Origin of the sequence: Proteus mirabilis HI4320, from assembly GCF_000069965.1 — a bacterium.
Lineage (GTDB): Bacteria > Pseudomonadota > Gammaproteobacteria > Enterobacterales > Enterobacteriaceae > Proteus > Proteus mirabilis.
The window spans coordinates 2,502,226-2,527,209 of record NC_010554.1 but is presented as its reverse complement, the minus strand read 5'-3'; the positions used below and the strand labels follow the sequence as shown (position 1 = coordinate 2,527,209).

Annotated in this window: 18 protein-coding genes and 3 tRNA genes; 15 read left to right on the top strand and 6 right to left on the bottom strand. The window is 40.1% G+C overall.

Annotated features, from left to right (window positions below):
- Positions 1–32 precede the first annotated feature (32 nt).
- The 12 genes from lgt (at position 33) to recD (ending at position 17,394) form a co-directional block, all read left to right on the top strand.
- Entirely contained in the window at positions 33–917 is an 885-nt protein-coding gene (gene lgt / locus PMI_RS11470) for a prolipoprotein diacylglyceryl transferase (RefSeq protein WP_004245522.1), read from the top strand.
- A gap of 31 nt (positions 918–948) precedes the next feature.
- Positions 949–1,800, top strand: a complete 852-nt coding sequence (locus PMI_RS11465; protein WP_004245521.1) for a thymidylate synthase — start codon at positions 949–951, stop codon at positions 1,798–1,800.
- A 176-nt stretch (positions 1,801–1,976) separates the two neighbouring features.
- Positions 1,977–2,510, top strand: a complete 534-nt coding sequence (abiEi, locus tag PMI_RS11460; protein WP_004245520.1) for a type IV toxin-antitoxin system AbiEi family antitoxin — start codon at positions 1,977–1,979, stop codon at positions 2,508–2,510.
- On the top strand, positions 2,503–3,432 hold the full coding sequence (locus PMI_RS11455) for a nucleotidyl transferase AbiEii/AbiGii toxin family protein (RefSeq protein WP_004245519.1): 930 nt from the start codon (positions 2,503–2,505) through the stop codon (positions 3,430–3,432). The genes abiEi and PMI_RS11455 overlap by 8 nt, the downstream gene beginning before the upstream one ends.
- Before the next feature lie 229 nt (positions 3,433–3,661).
- Entirely contained in the window at positions 3,662–4,141 is a 480-nt protein-coding gene (locus PMI_RS11450) for a prepilin-type N-terminal cleavage/methylation domain-containing protein (protein ID WP_012368318.1), read from the top strand.
- Complete coding sequence (locus PMI_RS11445) at positions 4,135–4,773, top strand: prepilin peptidase-dependent protein (protein WP_004249492.1); 639 nt, start codon at positions 4,135–4,137, stop codon at positions 4,771–4,773. The genes PMI_RS11450 and PMI_RS11445 overlap by 7 nt, the downstream gene beginning before the upstream one ends.
- Positions 4,770–5,228 carry a DUF2509 family protein gene (locus tag PMI_RS11440; RefSeq protein ID WP_012368317.1) on the top strand — a complete coding sequence of 153 codons (459 nt, stop codon included), beginning with the start codon at positions 4,770–4,772 and terminating at the stop codon, positions 5,226–5,228. Before PMI_RS11445 ends, PMI_RS11440 begins: the two co-directional genes overlap by 4 nt.
- Positions 5,229–5,268: 40 nt before the next feature.
- Positions 5,269–5,553, top strand: coding sequence for a hypothetical protein (locus tag PMI_RS11435; RefSeq protein WP_004245514.1), 285 nt, complete (start codon positions 5,269–5,271; stop codon positions 5,551–5,553).
- 15 nt (positions 5,554–5,568) lie between these two features.
- Entirely contained in the window at positions 5,569–8,946 is a 3,378-nt protein-coding gene (gene recC, locus PMI_RS11430; protein ID WP_012368316.1) for an exodeoxyribonuclease V subunit gamma, read from the top strand.
- A gap of 15 nt (positions 8,947–8,961) precedes the next feature.
- Entirely contained in the window at positions 8,962–11,850 is a 2,889-nt protein-coding gene (gene ptrA / locus PMI_RS11425) for a pitrilysin (protein WP_012368315.1), read from the top strand.
- Positions 11,847–15,485, top strand: a complete 3,639-nt coding sequence (recB, locus tag PMI_RS11420) for an exodeoxyribonuclease V subunit beta (protein ID WP_012368314.1) — start codon at positions 11,847–11,849, stop codon at positions 15,483–15,485. The genes ptrA and recB overlap by 4 nt, the downstream gene beginning before the upstream one ends.
- The gene (recD, locus tag PMI_RS11415; protein ID WP_012368313.1) at positions 15,478–17,394 is read left to right on the top strand and encodes an exodeoxyribonuclease V subunit alpha; all 1,917 of its coding nucleotides are present in this window, start codon (positions 15,478–15,480) and stop codon (positions 17,392–17,394) included. The genes recB and recD overlap by 8 nt, the downstream gene beginning before the upstream one ends.
- Before the next feature lie 98 nt (positions 17,395–17,492).
- On the opposite strand, the gene argA is transcribed toward recD, so the two are convergent.
- Complete coding sequence (gene argA, locus PMI_RS11410) at positions 17,493–18,827, bottom strand: amino-acid N-acetyltransferase (protein WP_004249500.1); 1,335 nt, start codon at positions 18,825–18,827, stop codon at positions 17,493–17,495.
- A 244-nt stretch (positions 18,828–19,071) separates the two neighbouring features.
- Here argA and amiC point away from each other — a divergent pair, with 244 nt between their 5' ends.
- A complete protein-coding gene (amiC, locus tag PMI_RS11405) occupies positions 19,072–20,334 on the top strand; it encodes an N-acetylmuramoyl-L-alanine amidase AmiC (protein WP_004245505.1) in 1,263 nt (420 codons plus the stop codon).
- A gap of 204 nt (positions 20,335–20,538) precedes the next feature.
- On the opposite strand, the gene PMI_RS11400 is transcribed toward amiC, so the two are convergent.
- From PMI_RS11400 to PMI_RS11390, 3 genes are all read right to left on the bottom strand, one after another.
- A tRNA-Met gene (locus PMI_RS11400) sits at positions 20,539–20,615 on the bottom strand.
- Positions 20,616–20,636: 21 nt separating this feature from the next.
- Positions 20,637–20,713 (bottom strand) — tRNA-Met (locus PMI_RS11395).
- Positions 20,714–20,754: 41 nt separating this feature from the next.
- Positions 20,755–20,831: transfer RNA gene (locus tag PMI_RS11390), tRNA-Met, on the bottom strand.
- A gap of 257 nt (positions 20,832–21,088) precedes the next feature.
- Between PMI_RS11390 and mltA the strand changes: the two genes are divergently transcribed.
- Together mltA and tcdA are read left to right on the top strand one after the other, a co-directional pair.
- Positions 21,089–22,183, top strand: a complete 1,095-nt coding sequence (gene mltA, locus PMI_RS11385; RefSeq protein WP_012368312.1) for a murein transglycosylase A — start codon at positions 21,089–21,091, stop codon at positions 22,181–22,183.
- A gap of 108 nt (positions 22,184–22,291) precedes the next feature.
- Positions 22,292–23,140, top strand: coding sequence for a tRNA cyclic N6-threonylcarbamoyladenosine(37) synthase TcdA (gene tcdA, locus PMI_RS11380; protein ID WP_012368311.1), 849 nt, complete (start codon positions 22,292–22,294; stop codon positions 23,138–23,140).
- Between the two features lie 70 nt (positions 23,141–23,210).
- Here the strand turns inward: tcdA and csdE are convergent, their stop codons facing one another.
- Positions 23,211–23,654: a cysteine desulfurase sulfur acceptor subunit CsdE gene (gene csdE, locus PMI_RS11375; protein ID WP_012368310.1), complete on the bottom strand. Its 444-nt coding sequence runs from the start codon at positions 23,652–23,654 to the stop codon at positions 23,211–23,213.
- 2 nt (positions 23,655–23,656) lie between these two features.
- A complete protein-coding gene (gene csdA / locus PMI_RS11370; protein WP_012368309.1) occupies positions 23,657–24,871 on the bottom strand; it encodes a cysteine desulfurase CsdA in 1,215 nt (404 codons plus the stop codon).
- Between the last annotated feature and the right edge of the window lie 113 nt (positions 24,872–24,984).

The following is a 24,984-nucleotide window of genomic DNA, read 5'->3' as shown; positions in this document are numbered from 1 at the left end:
AGAAAATCATTAATAAAGTGAAGTAGGGAAGAATGAGTATAAACTACCTTAAATTTCCAGAAATCGATCCAGTTATGTTTTCTATCGGGCCAGTATCTTTGCACTGGTACGGCATGATGTATTTGATTGGATTTGTGTTTGCATTATGGCTAGCAAACCGCAGAGCGGCAAAACCTAACAGTGGTTGGCAAAAAAGTGAAGTCGAAACATTACTTTATGTAGGGTTTGTGGGCGTGTTTATTGGTGGGCGTCTAGGATATGTTTTATTCTATAACTTACCGGTATTTTTAGATAATCCACTTTACCTATTTAAAGTCTGGGATGGCGGAATGTCCTTCCACGGTGGCTTAATTGGGGTGATCTGCGCCATGATTTGGTTTGCTCGTCGCACTAAACGTCACTTTTTTCAAGTCGCAGACTTTGTTGCTCCATTAATTCCATTTGGTTTAGGTTTAGGACGTATTGGTAACTTTATTAATGGAGAGCTTTGGGGGAGAGTCACCTTAGATACCCCGTGGGCGATTTTATTCCCAGGCTCCCGTGCAGAAGATCTACAGCTTGTCGCGCAAGATCCCACTACACTATTACCTATCATTCAGCAATACGGCGTATTGCCTCGCCACCCATCGCAACTCTATGAAATGTTCCTAGAAGGCGTGGTATTATTTATTATTCTGAATATCTTTGTGCGCAAAAATCGTCCTATGGGCAGTGTATCGGGGTTATTCTTAATTGGTTATGGTGCTTTCCGTATTATTGTTGAATTCTTCCGCCAACCTGATGCGCAATTAGGTTTATTTAGCGGTATCAGCATGGGGCAAATTCTTTCCATTCCAATGATAATATTAGGCATTATCTTTATGGTGTGGGCGTATCGTCGCGATAAAGCCACTCCACAGACGCCAACAACACACTAACTATTATTAGCTAACAAAAAAGAGAGACTACATGAAGCAGTATCTGGCATTGTGTCAACGCATTATCGATGAAGGTGAATGGATTGATAATAAACGGACAGGAACCCGTTGTTTAACGGTGATAAATGCCGATCTGGAATATGATGTTGCCAATAACCAATTTCCACTCATAACAACGCGTAAAAGTTTTTACAAAGCCGCGATTGCGGAACTATTAGGGTACTTACGTGGTTATGATAATGCAGCACAATTTCGTGCTATTGGCTGTAATACGTGGAACGCGAATGCTAATGAAAATAGCGCATGGTTAAATAATCCGCATCGTAAGGGTGAAGATGATATGGGCCGAGTCTATGGTGTTCAAGGACGCCAATGGCAACGCCCTGATGGCTCGCACTTTGATCAATTACGTAAAGTGGTAGATAACTTAACTAACGGTATTGACGATCGTGGTGAGATAGTCACTTTTTATAATCCCGGAGAAACAGCGTTAGGGTGTTTACGTCCATGCATGCATACACATACTTTTTCATTGCTCGGTGACAGGCTTTATTTAACCTCATATCAACGTAGCTGTGATGTCCCATTAGGGTTGAATTTTAATCAAATTCAATGCTTTGTATTATTAGCGCTGGTGGCTCAAATCACAGGGCATAAACCAGGTAAAGCATTCCATAAGATAGTTAATGCTCACATTTATGAGAACCAATTACCTCTGATGCGTGATGTTCAACTAAAAAGAGAGCCATTGCCATTACCTAAGCTACATATTAATCCAAACATTAAGACATTAGATGATATAGAAACTTGGGTCACGACAGATGACTTTAGTGTTGAAGGTTATCAGTGTCACGAGGCGATAAAATACCCGTTTACGGTGTAGTTTAACTCACTGATTTGGTTTAACACTTAATAACCCCCAATAGTTGAATTTAATTATTGGGGGTTTTGATATACAAAACACCCCCTTTATTGGGGTTTATTTGTATATCAAGGTAATGTACTATACTCAAATATACAAAATAACCCCTCGTTGGGGGTGATTTAGTAGAGGTTGATATGGAGTTAATAAGAGCAATTAATGTTTTTAACAAATTCAGTAAGCAAGGTAGAAATATCTTCCTCACCAAAGATTTAAAAATGCTTTTTCCTGATGAGTCTCCGAAAACATTACAAAAATCAGTTGACCGGCTGATCGCGCATGATGTGCTACGCCGAGCATCAAAAGGTGTATATATCTATACTCAAGGTTCATTGGGGCCTTACCCTTTAGAACGTCTGGCCGAAAATATTCGACGAGGCCACTACAACTACATTAGTTTGGAATCCGCTCTATCTCAGTACGGTGTAATTTCACAGATCCCCATCGACAGACTTACGATTATGTCCACAGGCCGGTCTGGAGAGTTTGTAACGCCTTGGGGCGTTATTGAGGTTACCCATACTGCCAAGAAGCCTCTTGAAATACTCAATACTACGGTGGAAGGAAGGGGGCCATTAAGAATTGCAACAAAGGAGACTGCCATTAAGGATCTAATGAAGGTTGGCAGAAATACACACCTCATCCAACGTGAGGAATTAAACTATGTCTGATTTTGTCAATTTTAATGAGCTAGTTGACAGCATTGTCATCGAAAAGGATTACGGCGCGAACAGGCCTGTCGTGGAAAAAGAATTGCTACATTATGACATTCTTTATGCTCTTTCCGCCACAGGGCTTTTAAAGCACATCACATTTCAGGGCGGTACATCGCTTAGGCTTTGCTATGGATCAAACAGATTTAGTGAAGATCTGGACTTTGCTGGTGGTCGTGACTTCTGTTCAGCGCAACTGCTTGAGATTAAAGCGTGTATTGAGAAATATGTTGGTGAACGATATGGCTTGGAGGTTGTGGTTAAAGAGCCAAAAGAGCTAAGAAAAGAACCTGATTATGCAGATGTAAAAGTCGATAAGTGGCAAATATCAGTGACTACCAATCCAGGAAAAAAAGACCTACCAAAGCAGAAGATCAAAGTGGAAATAGCCAACATTCCTGCATACACCAACACCCTTCGAACGCTTGTTAAAAACTATGAGCAGCTTCCTAGTGGCTATTCTGACCTGATTATTAGAGTGGAAGAGCTCACGGAGGTCATGGCTGATAAATTGGTTTCATTCCCAGCAACAACCTCACGTATTCGGTATAGAGATATGTGGGATTTGGTGTGGTTGCACCAGAAAGGGGTTAAACCAGACGCTGAACTGGTAATGAAAAAGGTTGCCGATTATAAGCTCAATGAGCATTTTGAGGAATGGTTGCAAGCAAGAATTGAGTCTTTGCCTGCATTGGTTGCGAGTGAAAAGTTTAAGGGAGAGATGAAGCGATTCTTACCTGTGTCTGTCGTAGATAGAACTCTCCTTCACCCAGATTTTCTTGAATTTTTACAAATTACTCTTCATGAACTGCTAGTCACTATCCAAACAGATATTTATGGAAGTAAAGATCCGAAGCCAGTAAAAAAATTTGAAATGTAGCACTCCAGCTAAGCCCGAACCTTTGAAGTGACCCCCAATAGTTGAATTTAATTATTGGGGGTTTTTGATATCAAAAAATCGTCATTTTATTGTTATTAACTTAAAAAAATATCGTATTGCGTAACCTCTCTTAAATTTGATGAGCTTTTATTTACCTATCTGGTTTTTGCCTGCATTGTTATTGAGATAAAACAGTAACAATGACAAGGAAAACAAGTAGGAGGCATGGATGACAGGCAATCATTATTCCCACTCTAAACATTTAGGGAGTAGCTTATTCGAGGTGCTTATTGTTATGGCTATAGTAGCAATATTGAGCGCTTTATCCTTGAGCTCATATCATCAGTTGTTACGCCAACGCCAGTTAGTTCAAAGTGTAAGAGAAGTGATGGCGTTTTTAGCTTATCAACAACAACGCTCACTGCTCTTTAATTGCAAAGTGCAAATTGTATTGTGGCTATCACCTATTAATAAATTAGAGGCAAAATCGTTAACAACACCCACAACCAAAGAAAGTATTCAATTAGGGTTAAACAATCAGCTTATTCGCTCTACAGCAACACGCTTTACATTTTGTGGCTTACGCCAAACATTACGACCGATGCATTTTGTGCTGTCAAATGGTGATGAAGAGGTCAAAATTATTATCTCTTCATTAGGGCGTATTCGAGCGTGCAGTCAGACAATAAAGGCATTTTCAGTATGCTAAAGCGTCCTTTGTCTATTCAACATCATGATTTTGCGGGTTTTATGTTGATGGAGTGCCTCTTTGTGATGACGATAAGTAGTATTTTATTAGTTTGTATTGGACGTGCTTATCCTTATATTATCAATGAGTTAACTTCTTCTTATCAACAATATCGTTTAGAGATTTATCTAAAACAGCGTTTGCAGTTACTGGAGACGCAATTAAGGCGAGCAGGGTACTGCAATGGTGATTGCACTGTTAAAAAGGCTTCTTTACCTGTACCACTTAAAATAGGTCATTATCCTTATCACCCTCATGGCTCTTGTGTTTTGTTTGTTTACGATATGAACAATAACGGCCATTGGGAGAGTCCAGAAGAACAAGAGAGTGATTACTTTGGTTTTAGATTAAAAAACGGTCAGCTTGAACAACGTCGTGGTGTGCAAAATTGTGATTCAACAGGTTGGCAACAGATCTTCGAAAAAGAAGAAATTGAGGTGACAGAATTTATCTTAACTCCCTATACACACTATTCTCCAATAAAAAAACGTGCATTTAACTATCTATCATTATCATTAAAATTCCAAGCAAAACAAAATATTAACCTAAAAGTACACTATCAAACATCAATACTATTAAGGAATATTTCGTGATAACGACACAGGGAACAATAAAGGAGCAACAGGGTGTCATCGGTCTGATGGCTGCAGTAGGTTTTATGGTGATAAGTTTATCGTTACTGACAAGTTTTGCTTATCATTATCGTCAATGTCAATTAATGGTGATGCAAGAGTTACAAGCAAAGCAGACCTTTTTATTCGCTGGATCTGCGTTGTCATGGGGAATGACCTTAACATGGGATTTATCGCCTTCTCGTCTTTACCAATGGCAATGTCGTACTTTTACTGCTGAGTCTAATATGAAAAGCTGTTTCTCTTTGAGAGGAAAGACAAGCGCTTTACTACTCGGAGAGGCTAAAAGTCATAGCGGAGATAAGATATCTCATTATCAATGGATTAATCTGGTTGGTAAGGAAAAACTGCATATTGAAGCCCAACATAATGGTTGGCTAGACTACTGTCCACTAGTTAAAGAAGGCTGTATTTGATAATAAATACTTAATTAATCATGAAAGAAAAGAAGATAGTATGCTAATTAATATGGTGTCAGTATTGCTATTCTTTAATATTAGCTTTGTCGCTATTATAGGGTATAGCCAAGCCTTAAAAGTTGATTTTCAGCGCTTAGTGGCTATCCAACAAGCCGGAGCGTCTCTTTTTGCTTTTTATGGGCAAATGTCATTCAACTCTGTTGATAACCTTAAAATAATGACACAATCACTTATTGAAGCGGAAGGCTGTCAAAAAATAGAGGGATCGATAACCCACCATTCAGGTTATGTGACACGCTTATACCATTGGTCATGTGATTAATAAAATGAGGATCTGATGTTCCATATTTACCATTCAAATCAATTATCACTACTTAAATCACTGATGGTACATTTTATGCAAAATCGGCCACTATCATCGCCTTTTGAGCAAGAAGTGATTTTAGTGCAAAGTCCCGGAATGTCGCAGTGGTTACAAATCCAATTAGCAGAAAGTTTGGGTATTGCTGCTAATATCCGTTATCCATTACCCGCTACTTTTATTTGGGAAATGTTTACTCGGGTATTATCAGGTATACCTAAAGAAAGTGCGTTTTCTAAAGATGCCATGACATGGAAACTAATGGCATTATTGCCTAATTACCTTGATGATCCGGCATTTAAACCCTTGCGACATTATCTTAAAGATGATGAAGACAAACGTAAATTACATCAACTAGCGGGGCGTGTGGCGGATCTCTTTGACCAATATCTGGTTTATCGTCCTGATTGGTTGTCGGCATGGGAAAATGATCAACTAATTGATGGCTTGAGTGACAATCAATATTGGCAAAAAACACTGTGGTTGGCACTGCAACGCTATACAGAAGATCTTGCGCAACCTAAATGGCATCGTGCTAATCTTTATCAACAATTTATTTCTACTTTGAATGATGCGCCAGTAGGGGCGCTTGCGCACTGTTTTCCATCGCGTATTTTTATTTGTGGTATTTCAGCATTGCCACAAGTCTATTTGCAAGCACTGCAAGCAATCGGCAGACATACCGAAATCTATTTATTGTTTACTAATCCTTGCCGCTATTACTGGGGAGATATTCAAGATCCAAAATTCCTCGCTCGTCTAAATAGTAGAAAGCCTCGACATTATCAGCAACTTCATGAACTACCTTGGTTTAAAGATGAACAAAATGCATCGACACTATTTAATGAAGAAGGGGAGCAAAATGTCGGCAATCCACTATTAGCGTCTTGGGGAAAGTTAGGTAAAGATAATCTCTATTTTCTTTCTGAGCTTGAATATAGCGATGTGTTAGATGCTTTTGTTGATATACCAAGAGATAATTTATTACATCAACTTCAGGCCGATATACTCGATTTAGAGGATTTTTCACAAATAGGTCAGACGCTTGAGGATTACCAAAGTAGTGAAAAAAAACGGATCATCGCCAATGATGATCGCTCTTTGACCTTTCATGCTAGCCATAGCCCACAACGGGAAGTCGAGGTATTACAAGACCAATTACTGCATCTCCTCGAGCAAGATGCTGATTTATTACCGCGAGATATTATTGTTATGGTGGCGGATATTGATAGCTATACGCCCTATATTCAAGCCGTATTTGGTAATGCGCCCGCAGAGCGTTATATTCCTTTTGCCATTTCAGACCGAAAAGCTCGCCAAGTACATCCTGTCTTACAAGCTTTTATCACTTTATTAGAATTACCTCAAAGCCGTTTTACCGCAGAGCAAGTGCTTGCATTACTTGAAGTACCCGCCTTAGCTGCACATTTTGCCATTTTTGAAAATGAGTTGAAGCTACTACGGCGCTGGGTTGAAGAGTCAGGTATACGTTGGGGATTAGATGATGAAAATGTGGCCTCCTTTTTATTACCTGTGACAGGAAAAAATACGTGGGAGTTTGGGTTATTAAGGATGCTTCTTGGTTATGCGATGGACAGTGAGGCAGGGCCGTGGCAAGGGGTATTGCCTTACGATGAATCAAGTGGCCTAGTCGCTGAGTTAGCAGGGCATCTAGCAGATTTTCTATATACCTTAAGTGAATGGCGCACACGATTAAGCGAAACTCGCAACTTAGAAGAGTGGCTTGATATCGGTCAACAGCTTGTTGATGCTTTTTTTGACACTGATGAAGAGACAGAGCTGGTATTGGCGCTTATCACACAACAGTGGCAAAAGGTGATAAAAAATGGTCTAGAGGCGCACTATCAACATGAAATTCCATTAGTGCTGATCCGCGATGAACTTACAGTGCGTTTTGATGATGAGAAAATTAGCCAACGCTTTTTAGCCGGAAGCCTTAATTTTTGCACCTTAATGCCAATGCGTTCAATTCCATTTAAAGCAGTCTGTTTATTGGGAATGAATGATGGGATCTACCCACGTAATATTCAGCCATTAGGATTTGATTTAATGGCAGAAAAACGTCGTCGAGGTGATAGAAAACGTCGTGATGATGATCGCTACCTGTTTTTAGAAGCATTAAGCTCAGCAGAAAAATACCTTTATATCAGTTATATTGGTAAATCTATTCGTGACGATCGTGAATGTAATCCTTCGGTATTGATTAAAGAGTTACAAGATTATATTGGGCAAAATTTCCGTTTAAGGGAAGATGCATCATTAAATGTTGATGACAGTGCGCAGCGTATCATCAGCCACTTATTAACCCAACATAGTCGAGTGCCTTTTGCGCCAGAAAACTTTAAAACGGATGCCCTATATCGCTCTTATGCCGCTGAATGGTTACCGGCAGCAAGTGGGAAAGGAACTGCTCACCAAGCATTTTCAACGCCATTAAATAAAAAAATTGAGAAAGTCTCTTTAGATGAACTATCACGCTTTTATCGCCATCCCGTACGTGCTTTTTTCCAGCAAAGTCTAAAAACGAATTTTGTTATTGAAGAGACCGAGCTACCGGAAGAAGAGCCTTTTGTCATTAATGCATTACAACGTTATCTATTAAACCAATGGTTATTAAAAGCCTTAATCGAAGGGACATCAACAGAAGCACTTTATGAACGCATTAAAGCTGCTGGAAAATTACCAGCTAGTGCGTTTGGTCAAATTTATTGGGAGCAACAAATAGAAACGTTGCAACCTTTAGCCGAAAAAGTCAGAAGTGAACGTTTAGCAACCCATTCTGTCACAATAGAATACCAATTTAATACGATCCCATTAATTGGTCGTTTAAATGAAGTACAAGCCGATGGGTTACTCCGTTGGCGACCCGCCACATTAACAGCTAATGATCTACTGCAATTATGGATAGAACATCTCGTGTACTGCTTAAGTGGTGGAACTGGCGAAAGCCGTTTTTATGGTAGAAAAGAGTCGCAATGGTGTCTATCACCGGTGTCTGCGGATATAGCGTATTCAACCCTTGAAAGATTGATCCAAGATTATCAAACAGGTATGAATACACCTTTAGCCTTATTCGCCAACAGTGGTTGGGCTTGGTTACAAGCTTGCTTCGATAAAAAAACACAGACGTTTTTATTTGATGATGAAGAGATACAAAACAAGGCAGAATTGGTATTAACGCAATATTTAACCGATAGCTATAACCGAGAAGGTGAAATGAATGATATCTATATTCAACGTGTATTTCATCAGCTTGATGCACCTTTTCTTGAGGCAGTAAAACAGACCACGTTAGCCATATTTAAGCCAATCATTCCATTTATAAAAAAATAAGGGAGCTCATATCAGATGAGAAAATACTTATCGCAACTTTGGATTATGTTGCTATTGATGCTAGTCAGTATCAACAGCTTCGCAACAGATCCACTTTGGCAAGTATTGCCGGATAGCATTGAAAAAAGTGAAAGTGATCCACGTGATTATCAGGCTATTAAATTAGCTAATGATATGACCGTATTACTGGTTTCAGATAAAAAAGCGGTCAAATCATTAACCGCCGTTGCTCTGCCTGTCGGTGCATTAGAAGATCCAGATAGCCAACAAGGTCTTGCCCACTATTTAGAACATATGGTGTTAATGGGCTCGACCAAATACCCAAAATCAGGGGATCTGACAGAGTTTTTAAATAAAAATGGTGGCTCTCATAACGCCAGCACAACCACTTACCGCACCGCATTTTATTTAGAAGTTGAAAATAGTGCCATTAATGAAGCAGTTGATCGCTTGGCAGATGCATTAGCGGAGCCATTACTTGATCCTAAATATGCTGATCGTGAACGTAATGCGGTTAATGCGGAATTAACCATGGCTCGCTCCCGCGATGGAATGCGTTTTTGGCAAGTGAGAGCTGAAACCTTGAATCCGGCTCATCCAAGCTCTCGTTTTATGGGAGGAAACTTAGAAACATTAAGTGATAAGCCAGAGAGTAAATTACAAGATGAATTAGTGAAATTCTATCAAACATACTATTCTGGTAACTTAATGAATGGGGTGATTTATAGTAATAAATCACTGGACGAACTCGCTAAATTAGCGGCTGATACTTTTTCCCGTATTCCTAATAAAAACACCCAAGCACCAGTAACGACGGTGCCTGCGATGACAGAAAAAGAAAAAGGGATAATGATCCACTTAGTCCCAGCTCAGCCACAAAAAACCTTACAAATCGAATTTGGTATTGATAATAATCTTGCCGATTTTCGCAGTAAATCAGATGAATATATTGGCTACCTTATTAGCAATCGTAGCACGGGAACACTAGCAACTTGGTTACAAGAGCAAGGATTAGCAGAGAATATTAGTGCTTCATCTGAATCCTATATCGATCGCAATCAAGGTTCATTTACCATTTATGTTTCTTTAACAGACAAAGGCCTTGCTGAGAAAGATAAAGTTATTTCAGCGATATTTTCTTATATTCAACTGATCCAAAATAAAGGGGTCAGTGAGCGCTATTTTAAAGAAATAGCCAATGTGCTTGACCTCTCATTCCGCTATGGCTCTATTGTTAGAGATATGAACTATATTGAAGATATCTCCGATATGATGCTGCGTTATCCGATTAAAAATATTCTTAATGCAGATTTTATTGCCGATGACTATCAACCTTCTGCGATCCTTTCTCGTCTAGGATCGCTTACACCAGAAAATGCGCGTATTTGGGTGATTAGCCCTAATGAGCCTTCAAATAAGCAAGCTTATTTTGTTCATGCACCTTATCAAGTGGATAAAATTACTGCGAAGCAATTAGCTTCATGGCAGGAATTAGCCAGCGACATCTCATTGTCATTACCGACACTAAACCCTTATATTCCTGATAATCTGTCACTTATTGATGCTGATAGTAACATCACTAAGCCTCAACTATTATGGCAAGACAGTCATGCTCGGTTATTCTATATGCCATCGCACTATTTTTCTGATGAGCCGAAAGCCAGTGTGACGTTAAGTTTAGTGAATAAAAATGCAGATCGCACAGTTAAACAGCAAGTTATACAAACATTGACCAATTACCTTGCTGATCTAACCTCTAGTGAACTGGCTTATCAAGCTTCTGTTGCCGGCATGAATATCTCCTCTTCTTCTGGGCGTGGAGTCGATTTCTCAGTCAATGGTTATACTCAACATTTACCAGAGCTAGTGAATGCCACACTAAAAAGCTATATAACGTTTGAAGCTACTCAGCAAGAGCTTGATCAAGCTAAATCTTGGTATCGTGAACAACTGGAAGTGACGCATAACCTTAAAGCGTATGATGCTGCAATGTTACCTGCCCGTCGCTTAAATACGATCCCTTATTATGAAGAAGCCGATAAACTTAAGGCGTTAGAGTCGATAACGTTACAAGATATTAAAGATAATCGTCGTGATGTCATTGAAAATGCAGCGCTTCAAGCATTAATTATCGGTAATTTAACGCCAGAGCAGAGCCGTGAGATAGTTAAATCGGCACAGGCATTATTAGGTAATAAAGGAACAGAATATTGGATTGGCGACACATTAGTTTTTGATAAATTAAATCAAGTTACATTCCAAAATAAATCTAAAAGCACCGATAATGCGCTAGGTGAATTGTTTATCCCTGTTGGCTATGAGCGTCTACAAGGAAAAGCAATTACATCAGTATTATCCTCTATCGTGCATCCTTGGTTCTTTGAACAACTCAGAACAGAAGAGCAATTAGGTTATGCGGTCTTTGCTTTCCAAGCTTCAATGGGTGAGCAGTCCGGTTTAGGCTTTTTACTGCAAAGTAATGCTAAACCACCTGTTTATCTCAATGAGCGCTATCATGCATTTTATCAACAAGCTTATGATCGCTTGAAAAAGCTAAGTGAAGCTGAATTTAATCAATATAAAAAAGCCATTATTGATGAAGTAAAACAACCACCGCAAACATTTTATGAAGAGGTTTCTCTTTATCGTAATGATTTCTATCGTAATAACTTAAAATATGATGGTCGTGAGAAGTTTTTAGCCCAACTGAATAAGGTAACGCTAAAACAAGCAATCGAATTTTATGAAAAAGCGATAATTAAACCGACAGGACTCGTGTTTGTTTCACAAATAATCGGGAAAGAGGGTAACAACGCTGATTATGCGCAAAATAAACAGTGGAAAATCTATTCAACCGTGAGTGAATTACAAAAAACATTACCTGTTGAGGAAATTAAAGAGTGAGTGAAGTGATACAGGCACAGGTATTAGATCCCTATACACTTCCTTTGTATCAAAGACGCCTCATTGAGGCGTCTGCGGGAACAGGGAAAACGTACACTATAGGGTTATTGTATTTACGATTACTGCTTGGATTAGGGGGCGAGTCAGCATTTCATCGCCCCTTAAGTGTTGAAGAGATCTTAGTCGTTACTTTTACCGAAGCGGCAACGGATGAATTACGCGCCCGTATTCGTCAAAATATTCATCAGTTAAGGCTAGCCTGTATCCGTCATCAAGTAGAAAATGACAATAACGCTTACCAAATATTATTAGATCAAATCCCGAATAAAATGGTGGCGGCGCAATGGCTATTAGAAGCTGAGCGTCAAATGGATGAAGCCGCCATTTATACTATTCATGGTTTTTGTCAGCGCATGTTAGCCACTAACGCCTTTGAATCTGGTGTATTGTTTGAACAGGTGTTGATCCAAGATGAGTATGAGTTAAAAAAACGTGTTTGCGCTGATTTTTGGCGCAGGCACTGTTATCCCCTTTCTTATGATGTTGCCTATGCGGTAAGCGAAATTTGGTCTGGCCCTGAGCAACTGCTGTATGAAATTCAACCCTATTTACAAGGTGAATGCCCCGAAATTCAAGGTATTGATTTCGACGCTAAAAAAGAGACTGTTGAACAGCGTCATCAAGCAGTCATTGAGGCTATTGATAAAGTTAAAACACTATGGCGTCATCATTGCAATGAAATTGCAGATTGGATAACTTCATCTGGTGTTGATAAACGCAGTTACAGTAGTCGTTTCTTACCTAAATGGATCGATGAAATCACCGCATGGGCCACTCCACTCGAAACTAAAAGTTATCAGTTACCTGACTGTTTAAGTCGTTTTTCGCAAGCAACCCTACATGAAAAAACTACAAAGGGTGCTGCGCCTGAGCACGCTTTATTTGCGGAAATCGAACTACTTTGCCAACAAAGTTTAACGTTACGTGATGTGATCATTGCTAATGCCATTCCTGAAATACGCCAAGGGATAGAAAATGAAAAAATGCGTCGTGGTGAGTTGGGATTTGATGATCTGTTAACGCGTCTCGATAAGGCATTGCAACGAGAAGGTGGCGAAGCATTAGCAGATGCTATTCGCCAACGTTATCCTGTTGCGATGATTGACGAATTTCAGGATACCGATCCTCAGCAGTATCGTATTTTTGATACTATCTATGGTGAGCATACAGAGAGTGGTTTGCTATTTATTGGTGATCCCAAACAAGCCATTTACGCATTTCGTGGTGCAGATATCTTTACCTATATTCGGGCACGGCAACAAACCGATCACCACTATACATTGAATACTAACTGGCGCTCGGCTCCGGGTATGGTAAGTGCAGTTAATAAACTGTTTTTACGTTCTAAAACCCCTTTTTTGTTTGATCATATTCCTTTTATTGAGGTCAATTCGGCTGAAAAAAATCAGCATATGAAGTTTATTTACCAGCAAAAAACGGTTGCCCCATTAAATTTTTGGTTAGCTGAAGGTGAAAGCCTTTCAACTGGTAATTATGAACAATTAATGGCCTCGCAATGTGCGATGCAAATTCGTGACTGGTTATCAGCTGGTGACAATCAACAAGCTTGGTTAATCGAACAAGATAATAAAAGAGCTGTCACATCTGCCGATATTGTGGTGCTAGTGCGTAGTCGCCGAGAAGCATTATTGATCAGAGATGCATTAGATCTGTTATCTATCCAATCAGTATTTTTATCCAATAGAGAAAGTGTGTTTGAAACCAATGAAGCCAAAGATCTACTTTGGTTACTACAAGCAGTGGTAACCCCTGAAAAAGAACGGGTGTTAAGAGCGTCTCTTGCCAGTGCACTGTTTGGATTTAACGCACAACAAATTGACGAACTTAATCAAGATGAACAGCGTTGGAACCGCTATGTGGAGCAATTCTCTGATTATTTTGTCTTGTGGCAAAAACGTGGTGTGTTACCTATGCTACGTAAAGTCATGATAGAAAACCAAATCGCTGAGAACTTACTCGCAAGCCAAGCAGGAGAACGACGTTTAACCGATATCATGCATATTGGCGAGTTGCTACAAGAAACATCATTACAGCTTGATAGCGAGCACGCCCTTATTCGTTGGTTAGCCCAGCAAATTTCTCGACCAGATGCACAAGCGGAAAGTCAGCAAATGCGTTTGGAAAGTGATAAAAATCTGGTGCAAATTTGTACCATTCACAAATCTAAAGGATTGGAATATCCCATTGTTTGCCTACCTTTTGCCTGTAATTATCAAGAACAAAAGGGCGCGCTTTATCATGATAGAGATGAATTTTACGCAAAATTAGATATTTTTAATCAACCTGATAGCGTGCGTCTTGCTGATGAAGAGCGACTGGCAGAGGATTTACGCTTGTTGTATGTGGCATTAACTCGGGCGAAATTTTGTTGTTATGTTGGTGTTGCGCCTTTGGTTAAAGGAAATAAACGTAAGTCAGGATTAACTGATTTGCATAAAAATGCGCTGGGATATCTGTTGCAGCATGGGGAAGAGGGTAATAGTGAGCTATTACATCAATCCATTAATCAATTGCTTGATGACAATATAAAAGTGATCACGTTAGGTGATACCTCAACGCATCGATATCAATCTCCACATACAACGGATATTGCTTTAGATGCCGCCATATTTAAGCGAAAAATTAATGATAATTGGCGTATCACCAGTTATTCGGGATTAACGGCACAACACTCTGCTCGTGGATATCTATTTGATAGTGCTGATTTGGATGCCTTGGTACAATCTATCGCACCGGGCTTAGATACCGATGCTAAAGGTGAGAAAACAGCGCAACACAGCGATGAACTCTCTATTCATCACTTCCCTCGTGGTGCAGTCGCGGGGACATTTTTACATAGTTTGCTTGAAGAGCTTGATTTTTCACAGCCTATTGATGAAAGTTGGATGCAAGAGCAACTTATTGCCCAAGGTTTTGAGGAAAAATGGACGCCATTGTTGGTGGCTTGGATGGAAACCCTTTTTCACACCCCATTAAATGCGCAAGGCTTATGTTTAGCTGATATTCCTAAGGAGCATCAACTCGATGAGCTACAATTCTATCTGCCTATTGAAAAGGAGATGTCGGCGGCACAGTTAACAGAATTAACCCGTCAATACGATCCTTTATCTGCGCAATGTCCAGCCCTCAATTTTCAGCAAGTGCAAGGCATGCTAAAAGGTTTTATTGACTTAGTATTTTGTTGGGAGGGCAAGTATTATGTGGTTGACTATAAATCTAACTGGCTTGGTGAATCGAGTGAGGATTACACGCAAGAGGCGATGAGCAATGCAATGCGCGATCATCGTTATGATTTACAGTATCAACTCTATACTTTAGCGCTACATCGATTTTTACAACAACGCTTACCTGATTATGATTACCAACGTCATTTTGGTGGGATCTGCTATCTCTTCTTACGTGGCATTGATACTGACTACCCGGGCAATGGCGTCTATACCTATCTACCTGAAGAAAAGTTTGTAGAAGCATTAGATGCGCTATTTAAAGGGGAAGCGCTTGAGGTTAACGGCAGTAAAGTGAACGTGCTGGGTGAGAACAATTCAAATGATTAAATTATTAGAACAAGCAATTGCACAAAACCTATTGCGCCCGTTAGATTTACGTTTTGCTCAAATGCTGGTGGCAGATGAAAATCCTATCCTACTGTTTATTTTTGCCTATCTCAGTGCTCAAACAGGGGCGGGCCATGTTTGCTTACCGTTAAATATCATACAACAAGATAAATTGTTTGATGGGCGACACACCGAGCTTTCACAAGCCATTTGGCAGGAAATGGCGCAACCATCAGCGAAAGAAATACTGGCAGAGCTTAATCAGAGCGAGTGTGTTAATCAAGGCCATAGTGACTTACCTTCACCTATTATTCTCGATAACGGATTACTTTATCTACAAAGAATGTGGCGTTATGAAGAGCAAATTGCGCAATTTTTTCGCCAAGAGCAACGGGTGGTTGATATCGATGAAAATCAATTAACAAACGTATTAAATCAACTTTTCCCAAGCGTTAAAACACATGCTGAAACTAACTGGCAAAAAGTCGCCGCAGCGGTTGCTATTACAAGCTCTATTTCGATTATTTCGGGTGGCCCAGGAACAGGGAAAACCACGACAGTAGCAAAGATTTTAGCTGCTTTTGTCATGCTAACGGCGAATGAAAAACCCATTATTCAACTAGCCGCACCCACGGGAAAAGCGGCAGCTAGATTGACCGAATCATTAGGTAAAGCATTAGCGCAATTGGCACTAAGTGAAGAAGAGTTAAAATGGATGCCCGATCAAGCGCAAACCATTCATCGCTTATTAGGTGCCCAACCGGAAAGTCAGCAAGTTCGTTATCATCGCGATAATCCGCTACAACTTGATATCTTGGTTATAGATGAAGCTTCTATGGTGGATTTACCGATGATGGCGCGTTTAATTGAGGCCTTACCGGAACATTGCCATGTTATTTTTCTGGGAGATAAAGATCAGCTCGCTTCGGTAGAGGCAGGAGCCGTTTTAGGGGATATTTGTCGTTTTGCGGATCAGGGGTTTAGCCAACGCCGTTTTGAGCAGATTGATCGCTTAACACAAGGTGAATTACAGAAAGATCCCGCTTCTATGACGACTTCTACTACGCCAGTTTCGGTGGTCAGTGATTCACTATGTTTACTGCGTAAAAGTTATCGTTTTGGCTCACATTCAGGTATTGGTCAATTAGCTTTTGCGGTTAATCAAGGACAAGTGAAGAGTGCTATGACGTTACTGAAAAAAGCGACAGTAACACAAGAGAGCACTGAGCGAGAAAAACATACCGATCCGCAGGACATCGAATTTATCTCATTAGACACCGATGAGAGCTATATGAAGATGCTTCAAGATGTTGCTAAGGCTTATCATCACTATCTATCGTTAGTCGCGCAAAAAGCAGCACCAGAGACTATTCTTCATAGCTTTAATCAATATCGTTTATTGTGCGCTTTGCGAGAAGGGCCTTTTGGTGTCACAGGACTAAATGAACGTATTGAGATGCTGTTACATCGCCAACGCTTGATACGACGACCTATAAATAGTTATCAGCGGGAGTATATTGGACGACCAATTATGATCCAGCGTAATGACAGCACATTGGGGCTATTTAATGGTGATATCGGCATTATGCTTAATAACGATGAAGGAGAAATGAAAGCTTTCTTTCAGTTGCCTGATGGCACATTGAAAGCTATCCAACCTAGTCGTTTACCGCAACATGAGACTGCTTATGTGATGACAGTACATAAATCACAAGGTTCGGAATTTACCCATACGGCACTGGTGTTGCCAACACAATTTTCTCCTATTGTTAGCCGAGAATTACTCTATACGGCGATAACGCGAGCCAAGCAGAAGCTATCACTTTATTCTTCTGAATATATGGTGAAAATGGCGATCCAGACACGTATTCAACGCCGCAGTGGATTAGTTGAAAAACTGCGTTACTGAGTGATTTTTTAAGTTAATACGAATTAATATTATTATAGTAAATAGCAAAAGACAGGCTTTGAGAGGGGGAGCCTGTCTTTTTTACTTTATTAATAAAACTACTCTTTATGTAGATCTAAAATTAAGATCTTAGAGCGACGCTGATAATTATACAGAGCCTGTTTTTCAATAGGTAATTTATCGATTTCAGCAGGCGTAAAGCCTTTTTCTTGGAACCAATGAATACTACGAGTCGTGAGCACAAATAATTTATCTAACCCCATCTGTTTAGCTTGGGTTGATATGCGTTGTAACAACACTTCACCTCGACAAGAGCTACGATAATCAGGATGAACGGCGACACAGGCCATTTCACCTATTTTTTCAGACTGATAAGGATAGAGGGCAGCACAAGCAATGGTGAGATTATCGCGCTCAATAATAGTGAATTGATCAATTTCCATCTCAAGTTGCTCTCTTGAGCGACGCACTAAAATGCCTTGTTGCTCTAATGGACGAATAAGCTCTAATATGCCACCAATATCATTAATATTGGCGCGACGGACTTTCTCGGCACTTTCCATCACAATCTGCGTACCAATACCGTCACGAGAAAATAACTCTTGAACAATGGCACCATCCGCTTGATAGCTTAATAAATGGCTACGCTCAACACCACGACGGCAGGCTGTTACCGCACCTCGTAAAAAACGTACAGTACCTGAGTGATAATCGCCTGTAGTTTGTAATGCTTGAATTCGTTCTTCTGCTTGATTAGGTAAGAGTTCAGACACAATCTGGCCACTTGCATCTACAACCCCTTGCGAAGAGCAAAAGCCAATAAGCTTTTGTGCTTTAAGTTTGATAGCTAGCTGGGTTGCGACCTCTTCAGAGGTTAAATTAAAACTTTCCCCTGTAACAGAGACGGCAACAGGGCCAATTAACACAATGGCATGGTTATCTAACTGACGATGAATGGCTTCTTCATCAATACGGCGAATTTTACCGCTATGGCAATAATCAACCCCATCATCGACACCTAAAGGTTGGGCAATGACAAAATTACCGCTAACCACATTAATATGCGCTCCTTGTAAGGGCGTATTACTTAAACTCATTGATAAACGAGCAGTAATATCGAGTTGTAAAGTACCGGCAGATTGTTTAACTACTTCAAGGGTTTTACTATCAGTAATTCGTGTGTGTTTATGATAGAGCGGAGAAATTTTTTGCTCTTCAAGAGCCACATCGATTTGTGGTCTAGCGCCATAAACCACCACTAACCGTATTCCTAAACTATGCAATAAACCAATATCGTTAATGATAGAGGGAAAGTTCTCATGGGCTATTGCTTCTCCCCCTAGCATAATGACAAATGTTTTACCTCTATGTGCATTAATATACGGAACCGAGTGTCGAAAACCATCGACCAATTCGGTGCTACGCTCTTTCATAAAGCCCCTCTCAGGTGAATTTTTATTCGCATTTAATGTATTTTTATTCTTTTTGAGCGGAAATGGCAAGTAAAATCCGATCTTACTGTTTTAACAGAAGGCAGAATATTTGTATAAAAGTGTGTAATTGTGCTGTTTTTAAGTGACAGTGAAGTGTGGATTCGGTAAAGTTTTTCGTTCAGATATTTTTTGACCGTCTGTTTTAGCACTTTTTGATGTTAATCGTTTTTTTTGGAATATTTTCATGAGTCATTCAGAACATAATCAAACACGTCGTCGTCTTATTAAAGGAATTGGCGCGTTATTGTTATTAAGTGTTAGTCCTGTTGGCTTAGCGGCAACATCATCAGTGGTTGCCGTCAGGGTATGGCCTGCATCGACTTATACACGTGTGACTATCGAATCAAGTAGACCCTTGAAATATCGCCAGTTTGCGTTATCAGCACCAGATAGAATTGTGGTTGATCTTGAAGGTATCCAACTGAATAGCGTTCTGAAAGGTATGGCTAGTCAAGTGCAAACAAACGATCCTTACTTAAAACTTATTCGTGTCGGTCAAAATACCCCAACTACGGTTCGTTTAGTGTTTGAAATTAAAACCCCCGTTCAGCCACAAATGTTTACTTTAAAACCCGTTGCTGAATTTAAAAATCGCTTAGTGCTCGATTTCTATCCAAGCCATGCGGCGACGAGTGAAGATGATCCGCTATTAGCGCTATTGCGTGAATATAACGAAGGGGATTTACAACAAGCAGTGCCTGAACAAACGGATACGCGTAAGCCCGGAAGAGCAGGACGAGATAGGCCGATTATTATCATGATTGACCCCGGCCATGGTGGTGAAGATCCGGGAGCGATGGGGAAATATAAAACTCGTGAGAAAGATGTTGTACTACAAATTGCCCGTCGCTTAAGAGCTTTGATTGATAAAGATGCCAAAATGAAAGCTTATATGACGCGTAATGAGGATGTGTTTATCCCCTTAAAAGTGCGAGTAGCGAAAGCGCGTAAAATGCAGGCTGATCTCTTTGTCTCTATTCATGCAGATGCATTTACCAATCGCTCGGCTAGAGGCTCTTCTGTTTTCGCGCTATCCAAAACAGGCGCAACAAGTAATACCGCACGTTACCTAGCTCAAACCCAAAATGAAGCGGATTTAATTGGTGGGGTGAGTCGAAGTGGTGATCGCTATGTTGATCACGCAATGCTTGATTTAGTACAGACCGCGACAATTAATGACAGCCTAAAATTTGGTAGTGAGGTATTAAAATTATTAGGTGGCGTGAATAAGCTACATAAAAATAAGGTCGATCAAGCCGGATTTGCGGTTTTAAAAGCCCCTGAGATCCCTTCTATTTTAGTAGAGACGGCTTTTATTAGTAATATTGAAGAAGAGCGAAAGCTCAAAACGGCTAAATTCCAGCAACAAGTTGCTGAATCTATTTTCAAAGGTATTAAAGCCTATTTTGCTAATGGTGGTGAACTGACATTAGCTGATCGAGGCTGATCTCGCTATACAACTACAACTTATTTTTGAGACTTCTAGTGGGAAATAAATAGTTATTTTCTACTAGAGGTAACAACTTATTATTTTTTACCCAATAAGTTAAATCATAACTCAGTAACAGGGAGTATATTGGTTATTGTAAATAGAGTAGGGATTAAGAGAGTATTTAATGGGAATTTGTAGAAAATAAAATTAGGAAAGGATTGGTTGCGGGGGCCGGATTTGAACCAACGACCTTCGGGTTATGAGCCCGACGAGCTACCATGCTGCTCCACCCCGCGTCCGAAAACATTTATAGAAATTGGTTGCGGGAGCCGGATTTGAACCAACGACCTTCGGGTTATGAGCCCGACGAGCTACCAGACTGCTCCATCCCGCGACTGAATCTATAAATTTTAACTTACTGCATATGTTGTGAATTGGTTGCGGGGGCCGGATTTGAACCAACGACCTTCGGGTTATGAGCCCGACGAGCTACCAAGCTGCTCCACCCCGCGTCTCCACAGAGGGGCACTATACTCAGGATCTGATAACTTGCAAGTTTTTTATGTAATTTTTGCCATTTTCTTTTAAAAACGGTCAGAAATAATACACAGAGGTGTAATTTTAGACAGTTATACTTTAGATAACACACTAAATGGTGAAGCCGATAATTAAAAAAACTGCAACCACTTCTGTATCGATATCTTTCTTGATTTGGCTTTGGTATCTTTCTTGTCATCAACTCTTTTTAAAGTAGGAATATAAGTAAAAAATGGTTACTTGGCGAAAATCGTTTCTTTTGGGGATATTAGCGCTTGCCTTAACAGGCTGCCATCGTCCAACAGATCAGGGACAACAGTATAAAGATGGTAAGCTTAAGCAAGATCTTATTGAAGTTAACTCGCCAAATACGCAAGGCAAGCCCATTAATGGTTCAGATTACCTTGAACAAATTAACCAAATAAATCAAACATCTTCACGTCTATACAATAGTAATCAAGATACTTATCAAGCAGTGGAAAATTGGTTACGCTCAGGGGCAGATACGCGTCAATTACGTCAATTTAATATCGCAGCCTTTCAAATGGAAGGGGAAGATAATTATGGGAATGTAAAATTTACCGGATATTATACCCCTGTTTTAGAAGCACGTTTAACGCCACAAGGTGACTTTAAATATCCGCTCTACCGCATGCCAGCCAAAGTGCGTGGTAAATTGCCTTCACGAGCGGCTATCTATAACGGTGCTTTAAGTCCCACTTTAATTGCCGCTTATAGTAACTCCATCATGGATAACTTTATGATGGAAGTGCAAGGCAGTGGCTATGTCGATTATGGTGATGGTAAACCTTTAACCTTCTTTGGTTATGCTGGGAAAAATGGTCATCCCTACCGCAGTATTGGTAAAGTGCTGATTGATAATGGTGAAGTTGAAAAAGAAGCGATGTCAATGTTGGCAATTAGAGAGTGGGCTGATAAGCATAGTGAACAAGAAGTCAGAAAATTATTAGAACAGAACCCCTCTTTCGTTTTCTTTAAACCTGAACCTTTTACGCCAGTAAGAGGGGCAAGTGCTATTCCGCTGATTGCTAAAGCGTCAGTGGCTTCTGATAGAAGTATTATCCCCGCAGGAACCGTATTATTAGCGGAAATCCCTATTTTAGATAATACCGGTAAGTTTACTGGACAATACCAAATGCGTTTAATGGTTGCTTTGGATGTGGGGGGAGCCATTAAAGGACATCATTTCGATATTTATCATGGTATTGGTAAAGAAGCCGGACAAATGGCGGGTTTTTATAATCATTATGGACGTGTATGGGTATTAAAAAAATCGCAACCCACCTTACTGAACCCCATACAGTAAAACGATTGACTATTTATATTGTCATATTAACGGTAAAATGAGCAAACGCCATGGCTATTGATTAACAATAGCCATGATTATTTCTGCTATCTAGGTTGTTATCGCATTATGCAAAATTCATTATCAGACTCCTATCTGCAACGCTTTTCTGGTATTGGCCGTCTTTATGGACAACAAGCGCTGTATTATTTTTCTCAGGCACATATTTGTGTTGTCGGCATTGGTGGCGTTGGTAGCTGGGCTGCAGAAGCCTTAGCTCGCAGTGGGATCGGCGCTATTACGTTAATTGATATGGATGATGTGTGTGTCACCAATACCAATCGACAAATTCATGCGCTAAAAGAGCATGTCGGCCAGCCTAAATGTGAAGTGATGAAGCAGCGAATTTTGCAAATTAATCCTGAATGCAAAGTTACTTGTGTTGATGATTTTGTTACGGTTGATAATGTGGCAGAAATGATGCAAAACTCATTTGATTATGTGATTGATGCTATTGATAGTGTTAGACCAAAGGCCGCATTATTAGCTTACTGTCGTCGCTATAAAATTCCTGTTATCACCACTGGTGGCGCAGGCGGACAGATTGATCCAACTCAAATCCAAGTCGTCGATTTAGCGAAAACCATTCAAGATCCATTAGCCGCTAAATTACGTGAGCGTTTAAAATCTGATTTTAATGTTGTGAAAAATAGCAAAGGTAAATTAGGCATAGATTGTGTTTTTTCAACCGAGCAATTAGTCTACCCTCAAGGAGATGGTACGGTGTGTGCGGCCAAAAGTACTGCCGATGGTGTCAAGCGTATGGACTGCTCAGCGGGTTTTGGCGCGGTGACAATGGTTACCGCTTCCTTTGGTTTTATTGCCGTTTCTCATGTATTAAAGAAGATGTTAGCTAAGGCGCAACGTACTCGTCATACTTCAAGTTGTCGCGTTGTTGATGGTGCTCAATCGCACTAGTCACCTAGTTGCACTTTGGAGCATTTAAGCGTATTGATCCACCATACAACAAGCTATACACATTGACTTGTTAGGGTTGAGATGTCTGTGTCAGCGACGTTAATCGCGCAATAATGGCATTGACACCATCAGTGCGTGATTGGCTAATTTGATTAGTCAATCCTAATTGTTCAAAAATAGCTAATATATCGATATTGGCTATTTCTTGTGCCGTCTTATTCTCAACTGTTGTTAAAATAACCGCCAGTAAGCCTTTTACAATTCGCCCATCACTATCACCATAAATATGGTATTTGCCGTCATTGTTTAACTCAACACCTAGCCATACTCTATTTTCGCACCCTTTGATTTCGTTTTCTGTTGTTTTTAATTCATCAGGTAATGCGGGTAATTTTCTTGAAAGTTGGATCAATTGACGATATTTATCTTCCCATGATTTAGATTTCTGGAAGTCTTGAAATAATCCATCTAAGGTAATGTCATGACCAAAAGGGTGTTGTGTATTATTATTCATATTTAATCTTCATCTTTTAATAAGGACAGTGCGAATTTAACCGCATCAACTAACCTATCAATATCAGAAAGTTGATTATATGGCATAAAAGAAGCGCGTAAACAGCCAGAGATGGTTAAAGCATCGATTAAGGGTTGTGCGCAGTGTTGCCCTGTGCGTAAAGCAATACCTTGTTCCGCGATTAATGCCGCTAAATCACTGTGATGAATACCCTCAAAATTAAAAGCGAGTACCGGTGAATGAGGCGCGCGGTAGCTGATAAAACCCTCCAGTTGCTCAAGACGCGCCTGTGCTTTATCTGCCAGAGTTAAGGCGTATTGATTGGCTTGCGCCATATCTTGCGTTTGTAACCAATCTAATGTTGCTGAAAAAGCAATTACAGCAGCTATGTTAGGGGTGCCTGCTTCAAAGCGATGAGGAATAGCCGCGGGTACAAAACCGTTAAAGCTTGCCGTGGTTAACATTTTTCCGCCCCCTTGCCACGCAGACATCACTTCTAAAAGTTCGCGCTTTCCATAACATACGCCAAGGCCATTGGGACCATATAATTTATGGGCAGAGAAAGCATAAAAATCGATATCAAGGGCGCTGATATCCGTTGCATGATGAGCTATGCCTTGTGCACCATCAACCACGAGTAAACAGTCATCATATTGATGTACACATTGAGAAACTTTATCTAAGGCGATTTGTGCACCGGTGATATTCGACATTTGGCTTATTGCCACTACTCTTGTTCTTGCCGTAAGTAATGTCGTCAGTGTGGCGATTGAAGGTAAAAAGTTATCTTCAATCGGCCAGCGAATAATTTTGGCCCCAGTCTGCTCTGCTAACATTAACCAAGGAATAAGATTGGCGTGATGCTCTTGTTCGCTAACAATAATTTCATCACCGGCTTGTAATCGTGGGCGGAAATAGCCTTGAGCAATAAGATTAAGTGAGCCTGTGGTGCCTTGCGTCCAAATAATAGTATCGCTATCTGCGACGTTAAGTAATTGAGCGACTTGCTGACGTGCTTGCTCAAAGTGTTGTGTCATCTTTTTAGCTTGTTGATATTGGCTACGGTGAACCGTCGCTGAGCTATGGCGATAAAATTCATCTGAAGCTTCAATCATAGCTACAGGTTTTAATGCGGTAGCCGCACTATCAAGATAAACAATATTTTCCTCAATAGCAGGAAATTGTTGGCGAAAAACAGTAGGGGAAAATGGTTTCATAATGAGCTTGTGTTAGTCAGTCTAGAAAACGCCGTTATAGTAAGTAAAAATCTAACCGCGAGATTATACGGTTAATAATATTTATTTATAATGAAATTGCTAATTTGTTTACT